At 71.5% G+C, this 22493-nt stretch carries 21 protein-coding genes; 17 read left to right on the forward strand and 4 right to left on the reverse strand.

Annotated elements, in window-relative coordinates:
- Positions 1–77: 77 nt before the first annotated feature.
- The 10 genes from ACIPXC_RS25010 (at position 78) to ACIPXC_RS25055 (ending at position 8377) form a co-directional block, all read left to right on the forward strand.
- Positions 78–1169, forward strand: a complete 1092-nt coding sequence (locus ACIPXC_RS25010; RefSeq protein ID WP_401622281.1) for a nitronate monooxygenase — start codon at positions 78–80, stop codon at positions 1167–1169.
- Complete coding sequence (locus tag ACIPXC_RS25015; protein ID WP_401622283.1) at positions 1166–1909, forward strand: 16S rRNA (uracil(1498)-N(3))-methyltransferase; 744 nt, start codon at positions 1166–1168, stop codon at positions 1907–1909. The genes ACIPXC_RS25010 and ACIPXC_RS25015 overlap by 4 nt, the downstream gene beginning before the upstream one ends.
- Positions 1910–1988: 79 nt before the next feature.
- Complete coding sequence (locus ACIPXC_RS25020; protein WP_030027777.1) at positions 1989–2348, forward strand: histidine triad nucleotide-binding protein; 360 nt, start codon at positions 1989–1991, stop codon at positions 2346–2348.
- Between the two features lie 3 nt (positions 2349–2351).
- A complete protein-coding gene (locus ACIPXC_RS25025) occupies positions 2352–3257 on the forward strand; it encodes a ribonuclease Z (RefSeq protein ID WP_401622286.1) in 906 nt (301 codons plus the stop codon).
- A 212-nt stretch (positions 3258–3469) separates the two neighbouring features.
- Positions 3470–4528, forward strand: coding sequence for a carbohydrate kinase family protein (locus ACIPXC_RS25030; RefSeq protein WP_401622412.1), 1059 nt, complete (start codon positions 3470–3472; stop codon positions 4526–4528).
- Positions 4529–4691: 163 nt separating this feature from the next.
- Positions 4692–5729 carry a PhoH family protein gene (locus ACIPXC_RS25035; RefSeq protein WP_401622289.1) on the forward strand — a complete coding sequence of 346 codons (1038 nt, stop codon included), beginning with the start codon at positions 4692–4694 and terminating at the stop codon, positions 5727–5729.
- 13 nt (positions 5730–5742) lie between these two features.
- Entirely contained in the window at positions 5743–6240 is a 498-nt protein-coding gene (gene ybeY, locus ACIPXC_RS25040; RefSeq protein ID WP_030957671.1) for an rRNA maturation RNase YbeY, read from the forward strand.
- The gene (locus tag ACIPXC_RS25045; protein WP_401622292.1) at positions 6237–7541 is read left to right on the forward strand and encodes a hemolysin family protein; all 1305 of its coding nucleotides are present in this window, start codon (positions 6237–6239) and stop codon (positions 7539–7541) included. The genes ybeY and ACIPXC_RS25045 overlap by 4 nt, the downstream gene beginning before the upstream one ends.
- Positions 7538–7891, forward strand: a complete 354-nt coding sequence (locus ACIPXC_RS25050; RefSeq protein ID WP_401622295.1) for an MmcQ/YjbR family DNA-binding protein — start codon at positions 7538–7540, stop codon at positions 7889–7891. The genes ACIPXC_RS25045 and ACIPXC_RS25050 overlap by 4 nt, the downstream gene beginning before the upstream one ends.
- Positions 7892–8020: 129 nt before the next feature.
- Positions 8021–8377: a cytidine deaminase gene (locus tag ACIPXC_RS25055; protein WP_401622298.1), complete on the forward strand. Its 357-nt coding sequence runs from the start codon at positions 8021–8023 to the stop codon at positions 8375–8377.
- A gap of 119 nt (positions 8378–8496) precedes the next feature.
- Here ACIPXC_RS25055 and ACIPXC_RS25060 read toward each other — a convergent pair whose 3' ends face one another.
- The gene (locus ACIPXC_RS25060; protein WP_401622300.1) at positions 8497–9870 is read right to left on the reverse strand and encodes an MFS transporter; all 1374 of its coding nucleotides are present in this window, start codon (positions 9868–9870) and stop codon (positions 8497–8499) included.
- Between the two features lie 71 nt (positions 9871–9941).
- Here ACIPXC_RS25060 and ACIPXC_RS25065 point away from each other — a divergent pair, with 71 nt between their 5' ends.
- Both ACIPXC_RS25065 and era read left to right on the forward strand, forming a co-directional pair.
- On the forward strand, positions 9942–10985 hold the full coding sequence (locus tag ACIPXC_RS25065; RefSeq protein WP_401622303.1) for a GlxA family transcriptional regulator: 1044 nt from the start codon (positions 9942–9944) through the stop codon (positions 10983–10985).
- A 492-nt stretch (positions 10986–11477) separates the two neighbouring features.
- Entirely contained in the window at positions 11478–12428 is a 951-nt protein-coding gene (era, locus tag ACIPXC_RS25070; RefSeq protein ID WP_037878811.1) for a GTPase Era, read from the forward strand.
- A gap of 42 nt (positions 12429–12470) precedes the next feature.
- Here era and ACIPXC_RS25075 read toward each other — a convergent pair whose 3' ends face one another.
- From ACIPXC_RS25075 to ACIPXC_RS25085, 3 genes are all read right to left on the reverse strand, one after another.
- A complete protein-coding gene (locus ACIPXC_RS25075) occupies positions 12471–13166 on the reverse strand; it encodes an SAM-dependent methyltransferase (protein WP_401622306.1) in 696 nt (231 codons plus the stop codon).
- 217 nt (positions 13167–13383) lie between these two features.
- On the reverse strand, positions 13384–13653 hold the full coding sequence (locus ACIPXC_RS25080) for a protealysin inhibitor emfourin (RefSeq protein ID WP_401622309.1): 270 nt from the start codon (positions 13651–13653) through the stop codon (positions 13384–13386).
- Positions 13654–13663: 10 nt separating this feature from the next.
- Entirely contained in the window at positions 13664–14737 is a 1074-nt protein-coding gene (locus ACIPXC_RS25085) for a M4 family metallopeptidase (RefSeq protein ID WP_401622312.1), read from the reverse strand.
- Between the two features lie 405 nt (positions 14738–15142).
- On the opposite strand from ACIPXC_RS25085, the gene leuA reads away from it, so the two are divergent.
- From leuA to recO, 5 genes are all read left to right on the forward strand, one after another.
- Positions 15143–16906: a 2-isopropylmalate synthase gene (gene leuA, locus ACIPXC_RS25090; protein ID WP_401622315.1), complete on the forward strand. Its 1764-nt coding sequence runs from the start codon at positions 15143–15145 to the stop codon at positions 16904–16906.
- A 547-nt stretch (positions 16907–17453) separates the two neighbouring features.
- Entirely contained in the window at positions 17454–18149 is a 696-nt protein-coding gene (locus tag ACIPXC_RS25095; RefSeq protein ID WP_401622318.1) for a TerB family tellurite resistance protein, read from the forward strand.
- 547 nt (positions 18150–18696) lie between these two features.
- The gene (locus ACIPXC_RS25100) at positions 18697–20226 is read left to right on the forward strand and encodes a nucleobase:cation symporter-2 family protein (protein ID WP_401622321.1); all 1530 of its coding nucleotides are present in this window, start codon (positions 18697–18699) and stop codon (positions 20224–20226) included.
- 113 nt (positions 20227–20339) lie between these two features.
- Positions 20340–21683 carry a phospholipase D-like domain-containing protein gene (locus tag ACIPXC_RS25105; protein WP_401622324.1) on the forward strand — a complete coding sequence of 448 codons (1344 nt, stop codon included), beginning with the start codon at positions 20340–20342 and terminating at the stop codon, positions 21681–21683.
- A 63-nt stretch (positions 21684–21746) separates the two neighbouring features.
- Positions 21747–22493 carry a DNA repair protein RecO gene (recO, locus tag ACIPXC_RS25110; RefSeq protein ID WP_401622326.1) on the forward strand — a complete coding sequence of 249 codons (747 nt, stop codon included), beginning with the start codon at positions 21747–21749 and terminating at the stop codon, positions 22491–22493.

Consider the following 22493-nt stretch of genomic DNA (forward strand, 5'->3'; position numbering starts at 1 on the left):
GGGCCCGCCGGGAGCCGGCTATGCCAGGCGGATGCGGTGATTCGGCCCCATGGGCGGGACGTGGCACGATGCAGTCCATGTCCACCGCCGCGAACGGTCTCTCCCTCCCCCCGATCGTGCAGGCTCCCATGGCGGGCGGCGCCTCCTGCCCGCCGCTCGTCGCCGCCGTGTGCGAGGCGGGCGGGCTGGGCTTCCTCGCCGGGGGCTACAAGACCGCCGACGGGATGTACCAGGAGATCAAACAGGTGCGCGCGCTCACCCGGTACCGCTTCGGCGTGAACCTCTTCATGCCGCAGACCGGGCACGTCGACCCGGCCGCGGTGGAGGCGTACCGCGGGCAGCTGGCCGGCGAGGCGAGCTGGTACGAGATCTCGCTCGCCGAGGAGGACATCATCGGCACCAGCGACGACGGCTACGACGCCAAGCTCGCCATCCTCCTGGAGGACCCGGTCCCGGTGGTGTCGTTCACCTTCGGCTGTCCCGACGCCACGGCGCTGGCCGCGCTGCGCAAGGCCGGCACGTACACCGTCGTCACCGTGACCTCCGTCGAGGAGGCCCGCAGCGCCCAGCAGGCGGGCGCCGACGCCGTCTGCGTCCAGGGCGTCGAGGCGGGCGGCCACCAGGGCACCCACCGGGACGACCCGCAGATCGACGGCACGGCGGCCGTGGGACTGCTCGCACTGGTGGCGCAGGTACGGGAAGCCGTGGCCCTGCCGATCATCGCCGCGGGCGGGGTCATGCGGGGCGCGCAGATCGCCGCGCTGCTGGCGGCCGGCGCGGCGGCGGCGCAGCTCGGCACGGCCTTCCTGGTGTGCCCCGAATCGGGAGCGGACCCCGTCCACAAGAAGGCGCTGACCGATCCGCTCTTCGTCCGGACGGAACTGACCCGGGCCTTCTCCGGGCGGCCGGCACGGGGGCTGGTCAACCGCTTCGTGCGGGAGCACGGCCCCTACGCCCCGGCCGCCTACCCCCAGGTCCACCACCTGACCTCGGGGCTGCGCAAGGCCGCAGCGGCGGCCGGGGACCCGCAGGGCATGGCCCTGTGGGCGGGCCAGGGGCACCGGCTGGCGAGAGCGCTTCCGGCGGCGCAGCTGGTGGAGGTCCTGGCGGCCGAACTGGCCCAGGCACAGAGCATGTTGAAGGAAATGCAGATGAGGAGTGCGTCATGACGGCCCCGGTGTTCGTGGTCGAAGAGGTCCCCGCAGGGGCGGAGTTCGTCCTGGACGGGCCGGAGGGCCGGCACGCCGTGTCGGTGAAACGGCTCAACCCGGGCGAGCAGGTGGTCCTCACCGACGGCCGCGGCGGCTGGGCGGAGGCGGTCGTGAAGGCCGCCGAGGGCAAGGATCGGCTCGTCGTGGCGGTCGCCGCCACCGGGCGGGAGGCGGAGCCCGGGGTCCGTATCACCGTGGTCCAGGCCCTGCCCAAGGGGGACCGGGGCGAGCTGGCCGTCGAGACGATGACCGAGACCGGCGTGGACGCGATCGTGCCCTGGCAGGCCTCGCGCTGCATCACCCAGTGGCGCGGCGACCGCGGGGCCAAGTCCCTGGCCAAGTGGCGGGCCACGGCCCGCGAGGCGGGCAAGCAGTCCCGACGCGTCCGCTTCCCGGAGGTGGCCGAGGCCATGTCCACCAAGCAGGTCGCCGCGCTGCTGGCCGGCGCCGACCTGGCGATGGTCCTGCACGAGGACCGCGACACCCCGTCGCAGGCCCTGGCCACGGCCGAGCTGCCCGCCTCCGGTTCCCTCGTCCTGGTGGTCGGGCCGGAAGGCGGTGTCTCCCCGGAGGAGCTGGAGGTCTTCGCCGCGGCGGGCGCCCACCCCTACCGTCTGGGCCGCTCCGTCCTGCGGACCTCCACCGCCGGCACCGCGGCCGCCGCGGTCCTGCTCGCCCGTAGCGGACGCTGGGCCTGACCGGCCGGAATACGCGCCCGCGGCGGGCCCCCGGCTGGATACGATGCCCGGACCGATCAACATCACGGGAGGGTGAGCAATGGCCGGGGAACCGCAGGCCGACTGCCTGTTCTGCAAGATCGTCGAGGGTGCCGTCCCGGCGACCGTGGTCCGGGAGACCGAGACCACCGTCGCCTTCCGGGACATCAACCCGCAGGCGCCCACGCACGTGCTCGTCATCCCCAAGGTGCACTACCCCGACGCCGCCTCCCTCGCGGCCGCCGAGCCGGGCGTCGCCGCCGACATACTGCGTGAGGCCGCACAGGTCGCCGCCGACGAGAAGATCGACGACCACGGCTACCGGATCGTCTTCAACACCGGATCCGGCGCCGGCCAGACCGTCTGGCACGCCCACGCGCACGTCCTGGGCGGCCGCGGCCTCCAGTGGCCCCCGGGATAGCACGTGTCCGTCAGAGAGTTCGTGGTGCTGGGCACCGCAAGCCAGGTGCCCACCCGCCACCGCAACCACAACGGCTACCTGCTGCGCTGGGACGGCGAGGGCATCCTCTTCGACCCGGGCGAGGGCACGCAGCGCCAGATGCTGCGGGCCGGCGTGGCCGCGCACGACATCGACCGGATCTGCATCACTCACTTCCACGGCGACCACAGCCTCGGCCTCGCCGGGGTGATCCAGCGGATCAACCTCGATCAGGTCCCGCACCCCGTCGCCGCGCACTACCCGGCGTCCGGACAGAAGTTCTTCGACCGGCTCCGGTACGCCACGGCCTACCGGGAGACGGTGCCGCTCCTGGAGGAACCGGTGTCCGAGGACGGGCCGGTGGCGCAGGGGGCCTCGTACGTCCTTCAGGCCCGGCGGCTCTCGCACCCCGTGGAGTCCTTCGGCTACCGGATCACCGAGCCCGACGGGCGCCGGATGGTGCCCGAACTGCTCGCCCGGCACGGGATCAAGGGCCCCGACGTGGGCCGGATCCAGCGTGAGGGGCGCCTCGGCGAGGTCACGCTGGAGGAGGTCAGCGAGCCCAGGCCCGGGCAGCGCTTCGCCTTCGTCATGGACACCCGGCTCTGCAGTGGCGTGGACGAGCTCGCCGAGGGCTGCGACATGCTGGTGATCGAGTCGACCTTCCTCGACGAGGACGAGCGCCTGGCCACCGACCACGGGCACCTCACCGCCGGCCAGGCGGCCCGGGCTGCCCGGGACGCGGGCGTACGCCACCTCGTGCTGACGCACTTCTCGCAGCGGTACACCGACCCCACCGCATTCGAACGCCAGGCGCGGGCGGCCGGGTTCGAGGGCGAACTCACCGTGGCCGCGGACCTGATGCGGGTGCCGCTGCCGAAACGGCTCTGACGCGGGCGGCCCGGGCCGCGCTCGGCGGCCAGGGCTGCGCCGCGGCCTCCGGGGACCGCCCCGGAGGGCACGGTGTGGGTGATCTGCGCCACACTGGGTTCTGATCCCGCCCGGGGCGGGGAGACCTGGCAGCTTCACCGAGAAACGGCCCTTCGAGACCGACAGGGGAGACCACCGTGGCCAGTGGGGACCTCGACAGCCGCACCGCAGCCCTGGACCCGCTCGGTCCGCTGCGCGACCCGGAGGAACCGGGCTGCGACGTCTTCCTGACCGGGACGGTCTTCCTCGACATCATCTTCACCGGCCTGGACTCGGCGCCGGTGCGCGGTACGGAGTCCTGGGCGCGCGGTATGGGCTCCAGCCCCGGCGGCGTCGCCAACATGGCCACCGCCCTGGCCCGGCTCGGCCTGCGCACCTCGCTGGCCGCGGCCTTCGGCGACGACCACTACGGCGAGTACTGCTGGGACGCCCTGGAACAGGGCGAGGGCATCGACCTGTCCATGTCGCGGACCGTCCCCGGCTGGCACAGCCCCGTCACCGTCTCGATGGCCTACGAGGGCGAGCGCACGATGGTCTCCCACGGCCACGAGGCCCCTCCGCCCGCGGGCCCCGGCCCCTTCCCGCAGTGCCCGCCGAGGGCCCGCGCCGCCGTCGCCTCGCTGGAGCCCGGCCGCGGCGAGGAGTGGATCGGCGAGGCCGCCCGGCGCGGTTCGCGGATCTTCGCCGACGTGGGCTGGGACGAGAGCGGACGGTGGGACCTGGGCGCCCTCGCCGACCTGGAGCACTGCGAGGCCTTCCTGCCGAACGCGGGCGAGGCGATGCGGTACACGCGCACCGACTGTCCGCGGGCGGCGGCCCGCGCACTGGCCGACAAGGTCCCGGTCGCGGTGGTGACCATGGGTGCGGAGGGTTCCTACGCGGTCGACAGCCGTACCGGGGAGACCGCCCACGTCCCCGGGATCGCCGTGGAGGAGCTGGACCCGACGGGGGCGGGGGACGTCTACGTGGCGGGCTTCGTCACCGGCACCCTGGCGGGCTGGCCGCTCGCGGACCGGCTGGCCTTCGCCGGGCTGACCGCGGCCCTGTCGGTCCAGGAGTTCGGCGGGTCCCTGTCGGCGCCCGGCTGGCCGGAGGTGGCCCACTGGTGGCGGGCGGCCCCGCACGCGCTGCGCGGCCGCTACGGCTTCCTGGACGAGCTGATCCCGCCGGCCGCGACCCCGGCCGCCCGGCGCAGGGCCGTGCCGACCATCGGCTTCCGGCACTCCGCGTAGCCGCGTAGCCGCGTAGCCGCGGGACTGCGAACGCGGCCGGGGCCGGGGCGGCGGTGAAAACCTCTCGGGGAAGCCGCGGCGGCGACGTACGCTTGGTACTCCGGAGGTCGTCGATCGGCGCGGCCCCTCAGCGGGAGGTATGCGCAGGCCACAGTGCCGGCCCATGACGCAGACATCGACAGCCCACATCCCCGCGCCGGGGCAGGCGCGAGCACACTTCACCGTACCGGCGACACACCCGATGGTGATGGTGCTCGGCTCGGGCGACGCCCTGTTGCGCGTGATCGAGAAGGCCTTCCCGAAGGCCGACATCCATGTTCGGGGCAATCAGGTCAGCGCGATCGGAGAGGCGGCGGAAGTCGCCCTGATCCAGCGACTGTTCGACGAGATGATGCTGGTGCTCCGCACCGGGCAGCCGATGACGGAGGACGCGGTGGAACGCTCGATCGCCATGCTCAAGGCGAGCGGCAACGGCAACGGGCCGGAGGAGACCCCGGCGGAGGTGCTCACCCAGAACATCCTCTCCAACCGCGGCCGGACCATCCGCCCCAAGACCCTCAACCAGAAGCGGTACGTCGACGCGATCGACAAGAACACGATCGTCTTCGGCATCGGCCCCGCCGGTACCGGAAAGACCTACCTGGCCATGGCCAAGGCGGTCCAGGCCCTCCAGTCCAAGCAGGTCAGCCGGATCATCCTGACCCGCCCGGCCGTCGAGGCGGGGGAGCGGCTCGGCTTCCTGCCGGGCACCCTCTTCGACAAGATCGACCCCTACCTGCGCCCGCTCTACGACGCGCTGCACGACATGCTCGACCCCGACTCGATCCCGCGGCTCATGGCGGCGGGCACGATCGAGGTCGCGCCGCTGGCCTACATGCGGGGCAGGACCCTCAATGACGCGTTCGTGGTCCTCGACGAGGCCCAGAACACGACCACCGAGCAGATGAAGATGTTCCTGACCCGGCTCGGCTTCGACTCGAAGATCGTGATCACCGGTGACATCACCCAGATCGACCTGCCCGGCGGGGCCAGGAGCGGTCTGCGCCAGGTCCAGGAGATCCTCGACGGGGTACCGGACATCCACTTCTCCAGGCTCACGTCCGAGGATGTCGTCCGGCACAAGCTGGTCGGCCGTATCGTCGACGCGTACGAGAAGTACGACGACGGCCAGCAGGCCGCCAACGGCTACCAGCGGAAGTAGAACCCAGCGCACCATGTCGATCGACGTCAACAACGAGTCCGGAACCGAGGTCGACGAGCAGGCGATCCTCGACATCGCCCGTTACGCGCTCACCCGGATGCGGATCCACCCGCTCTCGGAGCTCTCCGTCATCGTCATCGACGAGGACGCCATGGAGCAGCTCCACATCCAGTGGATGGACCTGCCCGGCCCGACCGACGTCATGTCCTTCCCGATGGACGAGCTCCGTCCGCCGTCGAAGGACGACGAGGAGCCCCCGCAGGGGCTCCTCGGCGACATCGTGCTCTGCCCCGAGGTCGCGAAGAAGCAGGGCGAGGAAGCCCCGACGCAGCACTCCATGGACGAGGAGCTCCAGCTCCTGACCGTCCACGGGGTGCTGCACCTGCTCGGCTACGACCACGAGGAGCCCGACGAGAAGGCCGAGATGTTCGGCCTCCAGGCGGCCATCGTGGACGGGTGGCGCGGTGAGCGCGGGCTGACCGGCCCGTCCCCGGCTCCGACCGTCTCGTGAGCGCCCCGCAACTGATCACCGGCGCGGTACTGCTGGTGGTCGTGGCCTGGTTCGCGGCGTGCGCGGAGTCCGGCATCGCCCGCGTCTCGATCTTCCGCGCCGAGCAGGCCGTACGGGAGGGCCGGCGCGGCAGCGAGAAGCTCGCCCAGGTCGCCGGCGACCCCACCCGCTACCTCAACGTGGCCCTGCTGGTCCGGGTCACCTGCGAGATGGCGGCCGGGGTCCTCGTCACGTACGTCTGCCTCGACGCGTTCGGCGAGAACTGGACCGCGCTGCTCGTGGCCATCGCCGTGATGGTGCTGGTCTCCTTCGTCGCCGTGGGCGTCTCCCCGCGCACGATCGGCCGCCAGCACCCGCTGAACACGGCGACGGCCGCCGCGTACGTCCTCGTACCGCTCGCCAGGATCATGGGGCCGATCCCGCAGCTGCTGATCCTCGTCGGCAACGCGCTCACGCCGGGCAAGGGCTTCCGCAAGGGGCCCTTCGCTTCCGAGGCCGAGCTGCGGGCGATGGTCGACCTCGCCGAGAAGGAGTCGCTCATCGAGGACGAAGAACGCCGGATGGTGCACCAGGTCTTCGAACTCGGCGACACCCTCGTGCGCGAGGTGATGGTGCCGCGCACCGACCTCGTCTGTATCGAGCGCTACAAGACGGTCCGTCAGGCCACCACGCTCGCCCTGCGGTCGGGTTTCTCGCGCATCCCGGTGACCGGGGAGAACGAGGACGACATCGTCGGGATCGTCTACCTCAAGGACCTGGTCCGCAAGACGCACATCAACCGGGAGTCCGAGGCCGACCTGGTGTCGACGGCGATGCGGCCGGCCGTCTTCGTGCCGGACACCAAGAACGCGGGCGATCTGCTGCGCGAGATGCAGCAGGTGCGCAACCACGTGGCCGTCGTGATCGACGAGTACGGCGGCACGGCCGGCATCGTCACCATCGAGGACATCCTCGAGGAGATCGTCGGCGAGATCACGGACGAGTACGACCGGGAGCTCCCGCCGGTCGAGGACCTGGGCGAGGACCGCTACCGGGTCACGGCGCGCCTGGACATCACCGACCTCGGCGAGCTGTTCAAGGTCGAGGCCTTCGACGACGAGGACGTCGAGACGGTCGGCGGACTGCTGGCGAAGGCGCTGGGCCGGGTGCCGATCGCGGGCGCCTCGGCGGTCGTGGAACTGCCCGACGGTCGTCCGCTGCGGCTGACGGCGGAGGCGCCCGCGGGCCGGCGGAACAAGATCGTGACGGTGCTCGTCGAACCGGTGGCCGCGGCGCAGGCCGCGGGGGAGGAGGGGGAATGACCCCGGCCCAGCTGCGGGAGTTCTGTCTCGGCTTCAACGCGGCGGTGGAGGAGTTCCCCTTCACCCCGGAGACCTCGGTGTTCAAGGTGAAGGGCAAGATGTTCGCGCTCAGCACGCTGGACGCCGAGCCCCTGAAGATCAACCTCAAGTGCGAGCCGGAGCTGGCCGTGCGGCTGCGCGAGGAGCACGAGGCGATCGCGCCGGGCTATCACATGAACAAACGGCACTGGAACACGGTGACGGTGGGCGGGATCCCCGACGCGATGCTGCGCGAACTCGTCGAGGACTCCTACGACCTGGTGGTCGCGGGGCTGCCGCGTGCGGAGCGCCTGAAGCTCGACCGGCCCTGATACGTGCCCCGGCCCCGGCTCGGATCCGTGCCCCGGCCGCGGCCTGATCCGTGCCCCGGCCGCGGCCCTGATCCGGGCCGCGGCGGGGTCGTTGCGCGGTCCGGGCGGGGGCTCCCTATGCTTTCGACCATGACGGAGAGCACCGGGATCGACCCCGAGGACAGCAAGATCATCACGCTGGCGCGCAGCGCCCGGGCCCGCAACGGGGTGCCCGAGGGGGCGGCGGTGCGGGACGAGACGGGACGGACGTACGTCGCGGGCACGGTGGAGCTCGACTCCCTGAAGCTGAGCGCGCTGCGGACCGCGGTCGCGATGGCCGTGGCCAGCGGGGCGCAGTCCCTGGAGGCCGCCGCCGTGGTGAGCGCGGCCGACGTTCCGGCCGACACCGACCGGGCCGCGGTCCGCGACCTCGGCGGCCCGGACACCCCGGTCCTCCTGGCGGCCCCGGACGGCACGCTGAAGTCCACGACCCCGGCCGGGTCCTAGCCTCTGGCCTCCCGGCGGCGTCGCCGTCCCGTGCCCGGCCGCCGCCCGGCAGGCTCTGCCCGCCGATGCTGCCCCGGCCGATCCAGCGCCTGCCGCTGTTCGGCCTCGGCCGCACCATTTCAGCCTCGCCGGCGTTCGAGGCGAGGGTCCGGGCGGAGCCCGGTGCCCGGCGGAGCCGGGTTTCCCGGGGCGCCGCCCCCCGCCCCGCCGGGAGGCCGACGGCGGATGACCATCGCCATCAGCGCCGCCATCGCGCACAGCGCGCCCGACGCGTACCAGACGACGTCGTACGAGCCCGTGAGGTCGCGGGCCAGGCCGCCCAGGAAGGCCACCACCGCCGCACCGATCTGGTGCGAGGCCAGCACCCAGCCGAAGACGATCGCGCCGTCGTCCCCGTAGTGCTCGCGGCACAGGGCGATCGTCGGGGGGACGGTCGCGACCCAGTCCAGGCCGTAGAAGACGATGAAGAAGACCAGTGGCGGCCGCACCGACGGCGCCAGCAGGATCGGCAGGAACAGCAGCGACACCCCGCGCAGGGCGTAGTAGACGGCCAGCAGCCGCCGGGACTCGTAGCGGTCGGTGAACCAGCCGGAGGCGATCGTGCCGACGACGTCGAAGACACCGATCACGGCCAGCAGCCCGGCAGCCGCCGTCACCGGCATGCCGTGGTCGTGCGCGGCGGGCACGAAGTGCGTCCGCACCAGCCCGTTCGTCGAGGCCCCGCAGATCGCGAAGGTGCCCGCGAGGAGCCAGAAGGGGCCGGTCCGGGCCGCGTCGGCCAGGACCTTCAGCGTCCGCCGGGCCGCACCCACCGCCGGGGCGGGCCTGGGCGCGTACGTGCCGCCGTACGGCGCGAGGCCCACGTCCGCCGGATGGTCGCGCAGCAGCAGCCAGACGAAGGGCACGACGGCCAGCGCGGCCACGGCGACCGTCACCGTCGCCGGGCGCCAGCCGTGCCGGTCCACCAGCCACGCCAGCAGCGGCAGGAAGACCAGCTGCCCGGAGGCCCCGGCGGCGGTCAGGAGCCCGGTGACCAGGCCGCGCCGGGCGGTGAACCAGCGGCCCGTCACCGTCGCGGCGAAGGCCAGGGCCATCGAGCCGCTGCCCAGTCCCACCAGCAGGCCCCAGCACAGCACCAGCTGCCAGGGCGCGGTCATCCACACCGTGGCCACCGCACCGGCCGCGATGACGGTCAGGGCCACCGCCACCACGCGCCGGATGCCGAAGCGGTCCATCAGCGCCGCGGCGAAGGGCGCGGTGATCCCGTAGAGGGCCATGTTCACGGAGACGGCCACGCCGATGGTGCCGTGCGACCAGCCGAACTCCTCGTGCAGCGGCTCGATGAGCAGCCCTGGCAGGGAGGCGAAACCGGCGGCGCCGATGATCGTCACGAAGGTGACGGCGGCGACGAACCAGGCGCGGTGGACGCGTGCGGTGTGCGGAGGGGGAGGGGAGTGCGGGAGTGCGCCGGGGGCGGGGACTGTCTGGGTCACGGCGACAGCTTCCGGCCGGCGGGCCACCGTCCGACAGTGGCCTGACTGTCATGGTTCGATACGATCGGGCCATGGAGCCTTCGCCGCACCGCGTCGTCGTCCTGGCCCTTCCGGGACTGCTGCCCTTCGAGCTCGGGATCCCCCACCGGATCTTCGGCCGCGCCAGGGACGGTGCCGGGCGGCCGCTGTACGAGATCCTCACCTGCGGGCTCGCCCCCGGCCCGGTCCCCACGGACGCCGACTTCGACATCCAGGTGGCACAGGGCCCCGAGCTGCTCGCCACCGCCGACACGGTGGTCGTGCCGGCCTCGTACGAGCTGGGCCCGGTCCACGAGGAGGGCAGGCTCACCGGCGAGCTCGCGGCGGCCCTCGCGCACATCCGGCCCGGGACCCGGCTTGTCTCCATCTGCACGGGCGGCTACGTGCTGGCCGCCGCCGGCCACCTGGACGGCAGGCGGGCCACCACCCACTGGGCCTCCGCCGAGCACTTCCAGCGGCTCTTCCCGGCCGTGCGGGTCGACCCCGACGTGCTCTACACCGACGACGGGGACGTGCTGACCTCGGCGGGTGTCGCCGCCGGCATCGACCTGTGCCTGCACATCGTGCGCCGCGACCACGGGGCGGCCGTCGCGAACGACGCCGCCCGGCGGACCGTCGTACCGCCCCACCGCGAGGGCGGGCAGGCGCAGTTCATCGAACGCCCGATGCCGGAGCCGCAGCTCGCCACCACCACCGCGGCCCGCGCCTGGGTGCTGGACCGGCTGCACGAGCCGCTCCGGCTCAGCGACATGGCCCGGCAGGAGGCCATGTCGGTACGGACCTTCACGCGCCGCTTCCGGGAGGAGACGGGCATCAGCCCGGGCCAGTGGATCACCGGCCGGCGGGTGGAGCGGGCGCGGCGACTGCTGGAGCAGACGGAGCTGTCGATGGAACAGGTCGCGCGGGAGAGCGGCTTCGGAACGGCGCAGTCGCTGCGCAAGCATGTGCAGGCGGCGCTGGGGGTGAGCCCGACGGCCTACCGGCGCACCTTCCGGGCCACCGGAGAAGGGGGAGGGGGTGGTGTCACACCGCCATCTCCTGATGAGCCATCAGTTGAGGCCGGGTTCGTGCACTGACTTCTCCCGTCGCCCGCTCGTGAACGGCCCCCTGCGCGGGGCGCGGCGCGAGGGAACCCAGGGGGCGGGCAGTGCGAACACGGGCACGGAAGCGGAGACGGCCGGCAGCCGTCGGCATGGCCGCCCTCGCGGCCACGCCCGCCCTCGCCGTCCGGGACGTCACCGTGGACCGCCGCGGCCCCACCGCGGAGGTCTCGTACACCCTCCGGACACCCCCGGGCCACCCTCACGGCCTCCGGTGCGCTCGGCCGCCGGCTGTTCGAGCGCGGGCTCACCGGACTGCCCGCCGAACTGCTGCCGGGTCAGGCAGTGCGGCTGCGGGCCCGCTGGGACGGCCCGCCCGCGGTCGAATCGGCCCGGGTGCTGGTACGGGTGCGATCCGACGGAACCACAGCTCAGGGCCGTGCCGCCGACGCCGCGCACCCGCCGCTCGCGGCTGCGCTCGCCGTCACCGCCCTGGCCTGGTCGGCGCTGGGAGCGGCATCGGGGAGAATGGCCCGTATGAGCGATCGTTCCCCCGAGTCCACCGCCCCGCACCGTGCGGGCTTCGCCTGCTTCGTCGGCCGTCCCAACGCCGGGAAGTCGACCCTCACCAACGCACTCGTGGGCACGAAGGTCGCGATCACCTCCAACCGGCCGCAGACCACCCGCCACACCGTCCGCGGCATCGTGCACCGCCCCGACGCCCAGCTCGTCCTCGTGGACACGCCCGGTCTGCACAAGCCGCGCACCCTGCTCGGCGAGCGCCTCAACGACGTCGTGCGCACCACCTGGGCCGAGGTCGACGTCATCGGCTTCTGCCTGCCGGCCGACCAGAAGCTCGGCCCCGGTGACAAGTTCATCGCCAAGGAGCTCGCGGGGATCAAGAAGACCCCCAAGATCGCCATCGTCACCAAGACCGACCTGGTCGAGTCCAAGGCGCTGGCCGAGCAGCTGCTCGCCATCCACCAGCTCGGCGCCGAGCTCGGCATCGAGTGGGCCGAGATCGTCCCCGTCTCGGCGGTCGGCGACAACCAGGTCCAGCTGCTGGCCGACCTGATCGCGCCGCTGCTGCCGGAGAGCCCGCCGCTGTACCCGGAGGGCGACCTCACCGACGAGCCCGAGATGGTCATGGTCGCCGAGCTGATCCGCGAGGCCGCCCTGGAGGGCGTACGCGACGAGCTCCCGCACTCCATCGCCGTGGTCGTCGAGGAGATGATCCCGCGGGAGAACCGCCCGGCCGACCGCCCGCTGCTCGACATCCACGCCAACGTCTACATCGAGCGGCCGAGCCAGAAGGGCATCATCATCGGCCCGAAGGGCTCCCGCCTGAAGGAGGTCGGGATGAAGTCGCGCAAGCACATCGAGGCGCTGCTCGGCACCCCCGTCTTCCTCGACCTGCACGTGAAGGTCGCCAAGGACTGGCAGCGGGACCCCAAGCAGCTGCGCAAGCTCGGCTTCTGACGGCCGCCCGGGACCACCCCCCCCGGGAGCCCGCCCCCAGCACTACAACCAGGCGAGGCGCCGGATCTTCAGCACGTTGTCGGGACGGGTCCCGGGCCGGCCCTCGGGGTCGGTCATGGCCTGCACGTGCTCGGCCGCGGTGAGGACCTCCCAGCCGGCCTCCGGCAGCTCCAGCTGCGCCAGGACCTCGTGCGGGGTCGGGAAGTGGATGTCGGCGAGGGCCTCCGGGTTCCACGACGGCCCGCCCGCGTGGCCCACCACGAGGAGGGTCCCGCCGGGGGCCACCGCGGCGGCGGCCCGGCGCAGGATCCGCTCGCGCGGGAAGTCCCCGTAGCTGTGCAGGAAGCACGCCGAGACCAGGTCGAACTCCCCCTCGGGGAAGGACTGCGCGAAGTCGTGCCGCTGCCAGTCGACGAGGTCCTCGACCCCGGCCTCGACGGCGTGCTCGGCGGCGCGGCCGAGGGCCACCTTCGAGATGTCGGTGGCGGTCACCCGCCATCCGTGGCGGGCCAGCCAGACGGTGTCCGCGCCCTCCCCGCAGCCGAGGTCGAGGGCCCGGCCGGGGGCGAGGTCCTGGGCCTCGCGGACCAGGAGGGCGTTGGGGTTGCCGCTCCAGATGCGCGTGCTCTCGCCGTAGCGCTCGTCCCAGAACTCCGCGCCGCCGGCCGCGGGAGCGTTCCCGTTCTCCCGCGTCTCGTGCGTGTGCTCGTGCGTGTGCTCGTGGTCGTGCGTCGCCATGGGGGCCTCTTCCACTCGGGTCTTCGTGCCCCCGATGCTGCGCCCACCCCGCCCCTCTCGGCAAACAATGTTGCCGACCCGGCAAACGACGATGCGGTCGGGGCACGGCCCGGGCCCCGCCCACCCGCGGCACCGCGTCGTAGTACCGCTCCAGCTCGGACAGCGGCGAATCGATCATGTGATGGGCCATCCGGCCAACCAAGCAAGGGGCCGGTGGTCAGGCACCTTCTTTCAGGACCCGGGAGATCAGTGCCCGCTGGGCCTGCGACAGGCGTGGCTCGGCGCAGGAGACCGTCCGTCCGTCCACCGTGATCCGGTAGGAGAATCCGTCCCGCACCCGGTCCGCCGGGTCGCCGGGCGGACCGGGCCGCAGCGCGAGCTGGGCCAGGGCCCGCCACTCGTCCTCGTCCGGCAGGCCGGAGGTGTCCACCTCGGCCCGTCGCTCGATGCCCGCGAAGCCGCCCGTCCGTACCACCAGAATCCGCATGGGAGCCGTCCTACCCCGAGAACGGGACGCCCACGACCGACCATGCCTTCTGGAGTGCCTGGTGCTCCGCCCCGCCGTCCCCGTAGCGGGTGGCGGCGGCGGCCGTCGAGAGCCGGGCGAAGTCCGCGAAGTCCGCCCTGGGGGTGAGGTCCCCTCCGGTCAGGGTGTCGTACCAGATCTGTCCGGCCCGCTCCCAGGCCTTGCCGCCGAGCTCGGTCGCGGCGACGTAGAAGGCGTGGTTGGGGATGCCGGAGTTGATGTGGACCCCGCCGTTGTCGCTGTGGGTGTCGACGTAGTCGTCCATGGTGGCCGGCTGCGGGTCCTTGCCGAGCTCGTCGTCGTCGTACGCGGTGCCCGGCGCTTTCATGGAGCGCAGGGCGACCCCGGTCACGTTGGGGCCGAGCAGTCCGGCCCCGATCAGCCAGTCGGCCTGGTCGGCGGTCTGTTCCAGCGTGTACTGCTTGATCAGGGAGCCGAAGACGTCCGACATCGACTCGTTCAGCGCCCCCGACTGGCCGCGGTAGCGCAGGTTCGCCGTGTACTGGGTGACGCCGTGGGTCAGCTCGTGCCCGATGACGTCCACCGACACGGTGAAGTCGAGGAAGAGGTCCCCGTCCCCGTCGCCGAAGACCATCTGCTGTCCGTCCCAGAAGGCGTTGTTGTAGTCCTCGCCGTAGTGGACGGTGGCGTCCAGCGCGAGCCCGGAGTCGTCGATGGAGCGGCGCCCGAAGCCCTTGAGGAACAGGTCGTACGTCGCCCCGAGGCCCGCGTAGGCACGGTTGACGGTGGCGTCCTTGTTCGGCGGGTCGCCCTCCCCGCGGACCTTCGTCCCCGGCAGCCGCGTACGGTGCTGGGCGTCGAAGACCGTCCGCCGGGGGTCGTCGCCCGCCGGTGCGGCGAGGGTGGGCACGAGCCCGCGCACGGCGGTGACCCGGCGCCGGGTGCGCAGCAGGGAGTCGTGTTCGAGGGTGCGCTGGGCGAGGTCGGCGCGCCGGGTGTCCCCGGACAGTGCGGCCCTGTCGAGGAGGTGCGGCGGCACGACCGTGCAGAAGACGGGATGACGGTGAGTGTGGGAGGCATCCATGCCCGGCAATGTGGCACCGGGTCACCGACATGTCACCAGTTGCAACCATGATTCATTCGGTTGTGTCACCTTCCGTCGCGGCAGAAACGTGTCTGGTGTCTTCGCACGGCTGGACCGGGGCGCTTTGGGGGGATCGCCCCGACCTGGGGGCGAAAAGGAGGTTTGGCTCACATTTGGTGCAAATCGGACGCCCGGGTCTTGCATACTGAAACAGGTCCTCGCGTTACGGCGCGGCTCGGCTAGGCTCGGCCCATCATGCGTTTCGGGCTGCTTCTCCTTAGCTGCCGCGGCGAGGGTCTGTAGTCGTAGGCCGGCCCCCTCCCCGCGGAGTTTGGTGTTGCGGTTTTCACTACCGCCGTCGGCCGTCCCAGCGAACTACCGCGGACACGCGAGGAGCCCAACGCCATGAGCCAGCAGCCTTTTGTCGGTCGCCCCACGCCCATCACGAACGCGACCCACACCCAGAAGTCGTCCGGGATGCCGATCCACAAGTACGGCGCGTACGAACAGGTGGACATCCCGGACCGCACCTGGCCCGATGCCCGCGTCACCAAGGCCCCCCGCTGGCTGTCCACCGACCTGCGGGACGGCAACCAGTCGCTGATCGACCCCATGACCCCCGCCCGCAAGCGCGAGATGTTCGACCTGCTGGTGCGCATGGGCTACAAGGAGATCGAGGTCGGCTTCCCGTCCTCCGGCGAGACCGACTTCGCCTTTGTGCGTTCCATCATCGAAGAGGGAGCGATCCCGGACGACGTCACCATCTCCGTACTGACCCAGGCCCGCGAGGACCTGATCGAACGGACCGTGGAGTCCCTGGTCGGCGCCAGGCGCGCCACCGTGCACCTGTACAACGCGACCGCGCCGACCTTCCGCCGGGTCGTCTTCCGCGGCTCCAAGGAGCAGATCAAGCAGATCGCGGTCGACGGCACCCGCCTGGTGATGGAGTACGCCGAGAAGCTGCTGGGTCCCGAGACCACCTTCGGCTACCAGTACAGCCCGGAGATCTTCACCGACACCGAGCTGGACTTCGCGCTGGAGGTGTGCGAGGCCGTCTGTGACGTCTGGCAGCCGTCCGAGGGCCGCGAGATCATCCTGAACCTGCCCGCCACCGTGGAGCGTTCGACGCCGTCCACGCACGCGGACCGCTTCGAGTGGATGGCCCGCAACCTGACCCGCCGCGAGCACATCTGCATCTCCGTGCACCCGCACAACGACCGGGGCACCGCCGTCGCCGCCGCCGAGCTGGCCCTGATGGCCGGCGCGGACCGCATCGAGGGCTGCCTGTTCGGGCAGGGCGAGCGCACCGGCAACGTCGACCTGATCACGCTGGGCATGAACCTGTTCTCCCAGGGCATCGACCCGCAGATCGACTTCTCCCAGATCGACGAGATCCGCCGCACCAGCGAGTACTGCAACCAGATGCCGGTCCACCCGCGCCACCCCTACGCGGGCGACCTGGTCTACACCGCCTTCTCCGGCTCCCACCAGGACGCCATCAAGAAGGGCTTCGACGCCATGGAGGCCGACGCGGCCGCCCGGGGCAAGACCGTCGACGACATCGAGTGGGCGGTTCCGTACCTGCCCATCGACCCCAAGGACGTCGGCCGCTCCTACGAGGCGGTCATCCGGGTCAACTCGCAGTCCGGCAAGGGCGGCATCGCGTACGTCCTGAAGAACGACCACAAGCTGGACCTGCCGCGCCGCATGCAGATCGAGTTCTCGCGGATCATCCAGGCCAAGACCGACGCCGAGGGCGGCGAGGTCACGCCGAAGGCGATCTGGGAGGTCTTCTCCGACGAGTACCTGCCGAACCCGCAGAACCCGTGGGGCCGCATCCAGCTGCGCTCCGGCTCCACGGCCACCGACAAGGACGGCACGGACACGCTGACCGTCGAGGCGGTCGTGGACGGCGTGGAGACGGTCCTGAACGGCACCGGCAACGGTCCGATCTCGGCCTTCTTCGACGCGCTGGCCGGCATCGGCGTCGACGCCCGCCTGCTGGACTACACCGAGCACACGATGAGCGAGGGCGCGTCCGCCGTGGCCGCCTCCTACATCGAGTGCGCGATCGACGGCCGGGTCCTGTGGGGCATCGGCATCGACGCCAACACCACCCGCGCCTCCCTGAAGGCGGTCATCTCCGCCGTCAACCGCGCGGGCCGCTGACCGCTCGTACGTGAACCCCGTTCCTCCGGCCGGAGGAACGGGGTTCCGTCGTCACCGGGACTCTCCCCGGGCTCCCCGGCTCCCGGGCTCCCCGGCTCCCGGGCTCCCCGGCTCCCGGGCTCCCCGGCTCCCGGGCTCCCGGGACGCGGGGCCCCGGCGGGCCGGGCAGCCGTCGTCCACCGGCAGGGCCGTGCCCGGTTGTCGTCCGGATCGGGGACATCACCGCCCATCACGGTGGACGTGCGGCCCCCGGCGGCCGGATCCGTACGCGGCTGCCCGCCCCCGGGGCCGTTGATATCGGCCGCTGTCACGTGGGCTCCGGCCGGGCCGGCGGCACGGCGGCGGCCCGGCCGGTCCCGCTCGCGGCCCCGGTCACCAGAGACGACCCCTCGTCCATGCGGCGGACCGCGAGCGCAAGCGTGGGTGCAGATCGGCCAACTCCGGTGCGCGGGGCATGTTGTCCTGTCGCACGACTGACGCATCCTCACCGATGTGGCTAACATCACGCCAACCCGGCGATGCTGCCGGACGACCACGGAGGTGCGACGTGCTGCCAGTTCGGGGTGGGGACGGCCGGAAGCTGACGGTCTGGGGCATCCGTACCACCTGGAGCACCGTGGGTGACGGGGAGTTCTTCTGCCCGGACTGCGGTGGTGACCGCAACTACCGCAGGCGCACCGGCCGCCGCCGGTTCACCGTCCTCGGGGTGCCGCTGCTGCCGCGCGGGCAGGCGGGGCCCGTCGTCGAGTGCCAGGGCTGCCGCGAGCGCTTCGGCACCGACGTCCTGGACCACCTCACCACCACCCGGTTCACGGCCCTCCTGCGGGACGCCGTGCACACCGTCGCCCTGGCGGTGCTCACGGCGGGCGGGACGGCCTCGCGCAGCGCGCTGGAGGCCGCCGTGAGCGCCGTACGGGCCGCCGGCTTCCCAGACTGCACCGAGGAGCAACTGGAGTCCCTCGTAGAGGCGCTGTCCATGGACGAGGGCCGGCTCGGGCTGTACGGCATCCCGGAGTGCTGCGGGGCCGCGCTGTCGATAGAGCTCCACGAGGCGCTGGAGCCGCTCGCCCCGCACCTGGCCGGTCCGGGCCGCGAGTCCATCCTGCTGCAGGGCGCCCGGATCGCCCTCGCGGACGGCCCGTACATCCCGGCCGAGCGCGAGGTGCTGGCCACCGTCGGAGCGGCGCTGCGGATCGGCGCGGACGAGGTGGCGCGGCTGCTGTCGGCGGTGCGCGCGCCCTGAGCGGAGCCGCAGCGGTTCCGGAACCGGCCCGAACACCGCGGTCCGACGTAACGATCCGGCCTCGCGAAGGCCGGAATCTCGCCTGGTGAACACGTTGTGAACGACGGAGCCGATGACTCCGGGCCCGTTCAGGCCGCCTCCGAGGCCGCCGGAACGGGCCTCTCCTTTTTGCGTTTCCGAACGACCGCAAAGTGCGTCATGGCAGGTCGCAGTAGGTCGCGATCGGTGAACTTCGCATTCGCGTGGTCGGAAAGACTTCCTCCGGAAGGTCCGGCCCATACGCCTGTGTCGCTTCGGCCACCACTGGAGAAATCTACAGATCTGAAGCCGGGGGCGGTCAACAGTTTGTAGAAGTCGACGATATCTGTGAGGCCTCCCACAGGCGTTCAATTCCGGTCACACGCCGAGAAGCCGCCGCCCCGCACAGCGGGACTTCGACCCACGTGAACGTACTGAAAACCCTGGCGAACCAACGGGTTAACGACCCACTTCGCGCAGGGATAACCAGATCTCCTCTCACTTACCTACCTTGAAGGGCAAGGCTGAGATGGCACGTGTCGCCGCCCGGCTTTCCACCGACGGAAAGCAGAGCACGCACCCGGTCGACGAGGTGCTCCCCGTCCCCAAGCTCGCGCTGTACGGCTTCCAGCACGTACTCGCCTTCTACGCCGGCGCGGTGATCGTCCCGATCATCGTGGGCAGCGCACTCAAGCTGAGCCCTGAACAGCTTGTCTACCTGATCAACGCGGACCTCTTCACCTGCGGTATCGCGTCGATCCTCCAGGCCTGGGGCGTCGGCCGGATCGGCGCGCGACTGCCGCTGATCCAGGGCGTGACCTTCACCGCCGTGTCGCCGATGATCGCCATCGGCCTCGGCGCGGGCGGCGGAACGGCCGCCCTGCTGGTCATCTACGGCGCGGTCATCACGGCCGGTATCGCCACCTTCGCCTTCGCCTGGCTGCCGGCCAAGGCGTTCCGGATGGTCATGCGGCTCTTCCCGCCGGTCGTCACCGGCACGGTGATCACCGTGCTCGGCATCGTCCTGATCCCGGTCGGCCTCAACGACGCGGCCGGCGGCCTGGGCAGCCCCGACTTCGGTGAGCCGAAGAACTTCGCCTACGCCGGCGGCACAATGCTCTTCATCCTGATCCTGATGAAGCTCGGCAGGCCGTTCCTCTCCAGCATCGCGATCCTCCTCGGCCTGGTCGTCGGGACCGGTGTCGCCTTCCTCCTCGGCGACGCGAAGTTCGGCGACGTGGCCAAGTCCGACTGGATCGGCGTCACCACGCCCTTCCACTTCGGTGTCCCGAAGTTCGAGTGGTTCCCGATCGTCCTGATGCTCATCGTCATGCTGATCACCATGGTCGAGACGACCGGTGACACGTACGCCGTCGGCGACATCGTCGGCAAGGAGGTCGACAGCGAGACCGTGGCCCGCGCCCTGCGCGCCGACGGTGCCGCCACTGCCCTCGGCGGCGTCCTCAACTCCTTCCCGTACGTCGCCTTCGCCGAGAACGTCGGCCTGGTGCGGATGACGAAGGTGAAGAGCCGGTTCGTGGTCGTCGCCGCGGGTGTCTTCATGATCATCCTCGGCCTGCTGCCCAAGGCCGCCGCGATCGTCGCAGCCGTCCCGCACGGAGTCCTCGGCGGCGCCGCGACCGTCATGTTCGCCATGGTCGCCCTGGCCGGTATCCAGACCCTGGGCAAGGTGGACCTGAAGGAGGAGAAGAACGCGCTGATCGTCGGCGTCTCCCTCGCCTTCGCCCTGCTCCCGGCGACCGTCCCGGTCTTCTTCACCGAGCACATGGACGCGGACCTGTCCTCGCTGCTCAACAGCGGCGTCACGCTGGGTGCCACGGCCGCCATCGTGCTCAACCTCATCTTCAACGGCCCGGCGAAGGACAACGCCCACGACGCCCCGGCGGCCGCGACCCCGGCGGCAGCGACCCCGGCGGCCGTCACGGCCGACGCCCCGGCCGAGGTCCCCGCGGCGGTGCCGGCCCAGGCCGCCGCCCCCGCCCCCGCGGCCGAGAAGGCGGACGACGGCGACCCCTCGCCGTCCCCGTCCGCTCCCTGACCCTCCCAAGGGGTGCCGACCCCTCGTCCGGACCGACGTCCGGACGAGGGGTTATCACCGTGCGCATCATGATCGTCTGTGCCTATGATCGCGGGCCCTTCACGGGGCAATCGATGACCATGGATCGGACAACTCATATGCACATCAGCGCGATCAAGCGCCTCGCGGCGGCCTCGGCGCTCGCCGTGACCGCCTCGCTCCTGGGGGCGTCCCAGGCCACCGCCGCGGACCCGGCCCCGGTGACGCCCAAGGCCGTTTTCAACGACCCGGTGGCCAGCCCGACCGCGATACGCGACGAGCTCATCGGCCTCATCCGGAACACGGAGAAGAACGGCCTGATCCGCGGGTCGATCTTCCTCTTCACCGATCACGACGTGGCTGCCGCCCTGGAGAAGGCCTCCAGGGAGAACAACGTCAAGGTCCAGATCCTCTTCGACAACCGCGCCGAGGCCGACCAGGTCCTGAAGGACGGCGTCCTGCAGAACACCGGCAGCGAGTACTCGTGGCTGCGCGGCAAGTTCGCCCAGAAGGTGGAGGAGGGCAAGGCGGTGGACGCCGACGCCGTCGGCTCCTTCGCCTACGCCTGTCCGGAGAAGCGCGGCTGCATCGGCAACCGCGTGATGGAGCACGCCGGCGGCGACGTCGAGTACGCCATCAACCACAACAAGTACTTCACCTTCTCGAAGGTCGGCGCCACCGAGAAGGTCGTCTTCCAGGCCTCGGCCAACCTCACGGCCAGCCACCTCAAGCGCATGTACAACAACGCGGTGGTCGTTCCCAACGCGACCCTCTACGACGGGTACAGCGCCTACTGGAAGGACCAGCTCAGGGAGGGCACCACCGGAACCGGGACGCCCGACTACTACAAGACCGCGTCGGCCGGGATCTACAAGGCCTACTTCTTCCCGCGCATCGAGTCGGACCGCAGCGCCGACTCGACGTCGGCCGTGGACCCGCGCAAGGACCCGTCCACCGACACGATCGTCAACGTGCTGGAGAAGGTGGACTGCAAAGCGTCCCCGGCCAGGATCCGGATCGGGATGTACGCCTTCACCCGCACCCAGGTCGCCGACAGGCTCCGCATCATGTCGAACGAGGGCTGCGACGTGCGGATGGTCCTCAACGGGGACTCGGGCAGCGTGGGCACCGGCGTGCGCGACGTCCTCGCCATGGCCCCGAAGATCAAGGTGAACGTGTGCGAGGGCGTCGACGGCAGCAAGACCACCCTGGGCATCCACTCCAAGTACCTGATGATCGACGGCGTGTACCTGGGTGAGCGGAGCCAGTGGGTCTTCACCGGCAGCCACAACTACACCTACCCCAACCTCCGCTCGCAGGACGAGACCCTGCTGAAGGTCCAGAACCCGGAGATCTACGAGGGCTTCCGGAAGAACTTCGACGAGACCCTGCTGCGCAGCGCCGCCTGCCAGCGGCCGCTCGCGGTCCCCTTCCGGTAGGACCCGCCCGCAGGGCGGCGGCCGGCGCCCGTTGTCCCGCACCCGGTGCGGGACAATGGGCGCATGAGTCTGTTCCGCGACGACGGCATCGTGCTGCGCACCCAGAAGCTGGGTGAGGCGGACCGCATCATCACGCTGCTGACCAGGGGCCACGGCAGGGTACGGGCCGTCGCCCGCGGGGTCCGGCGCACGAAGTCCAAGTTCGGCGCCCGGCTGGAACCTTTCTCCCATGCCGACGTGCAGTTCTTCGCCCGCGGCAGCGAACTGGTCGGCCGCACCCTCCCGCTCTGCACCCAGACCGAGATCATCGCCCCGTACGGCAACGGCATCGTCACCGACTACGCCCGCTACACCGCCGGCACCGCCATGCTGGAGACCGCCGAGCGGTTCACCGAGAACGAGGGCGAGCCCGCCGTGCAGCAGTACCTGCTGCTCGTCGGAGCCCTGCGCACCCTCGCGCGCGGCGAACACGAGCCGCACCTCATCCTGGACGCCTTCCTGCTGCGCTCGCTCGCCGTCAACGGCTACGCGCCCAGCTTCGACGACTGTGCGAAATGCGGCATCCACGGACCCAACCGGCACTTCTCCGTCGCCGCGGGCGGGGTCATATGCGGGGACTGCCGGGTGCCCGGCAGCGTCGTACCCTCGTCGGAGGCCATCGCCCTGCTCAGCGCACTGCTGACGGGCGACTGGGGGCATGCCGACGCGTGTGAGGCGCGTCACGTGCGGGAGGGCAGCGGGCTGGTCTCCGCCTATTTGCACTGGCATCTGGAGCGCGGGCTACGCTCCCTGCGATACGTCGAGAAATAG

Source organism: Streptomyces sp. NPDC090021 (genome assembly GCF_044748225.1).
In the GTDB taxonomy this organism is placed as follows: Bacteria; Actinomycetota; Actinomycetes; order Streptomycetales; family Streptomycetaceae; genus Streptomyces.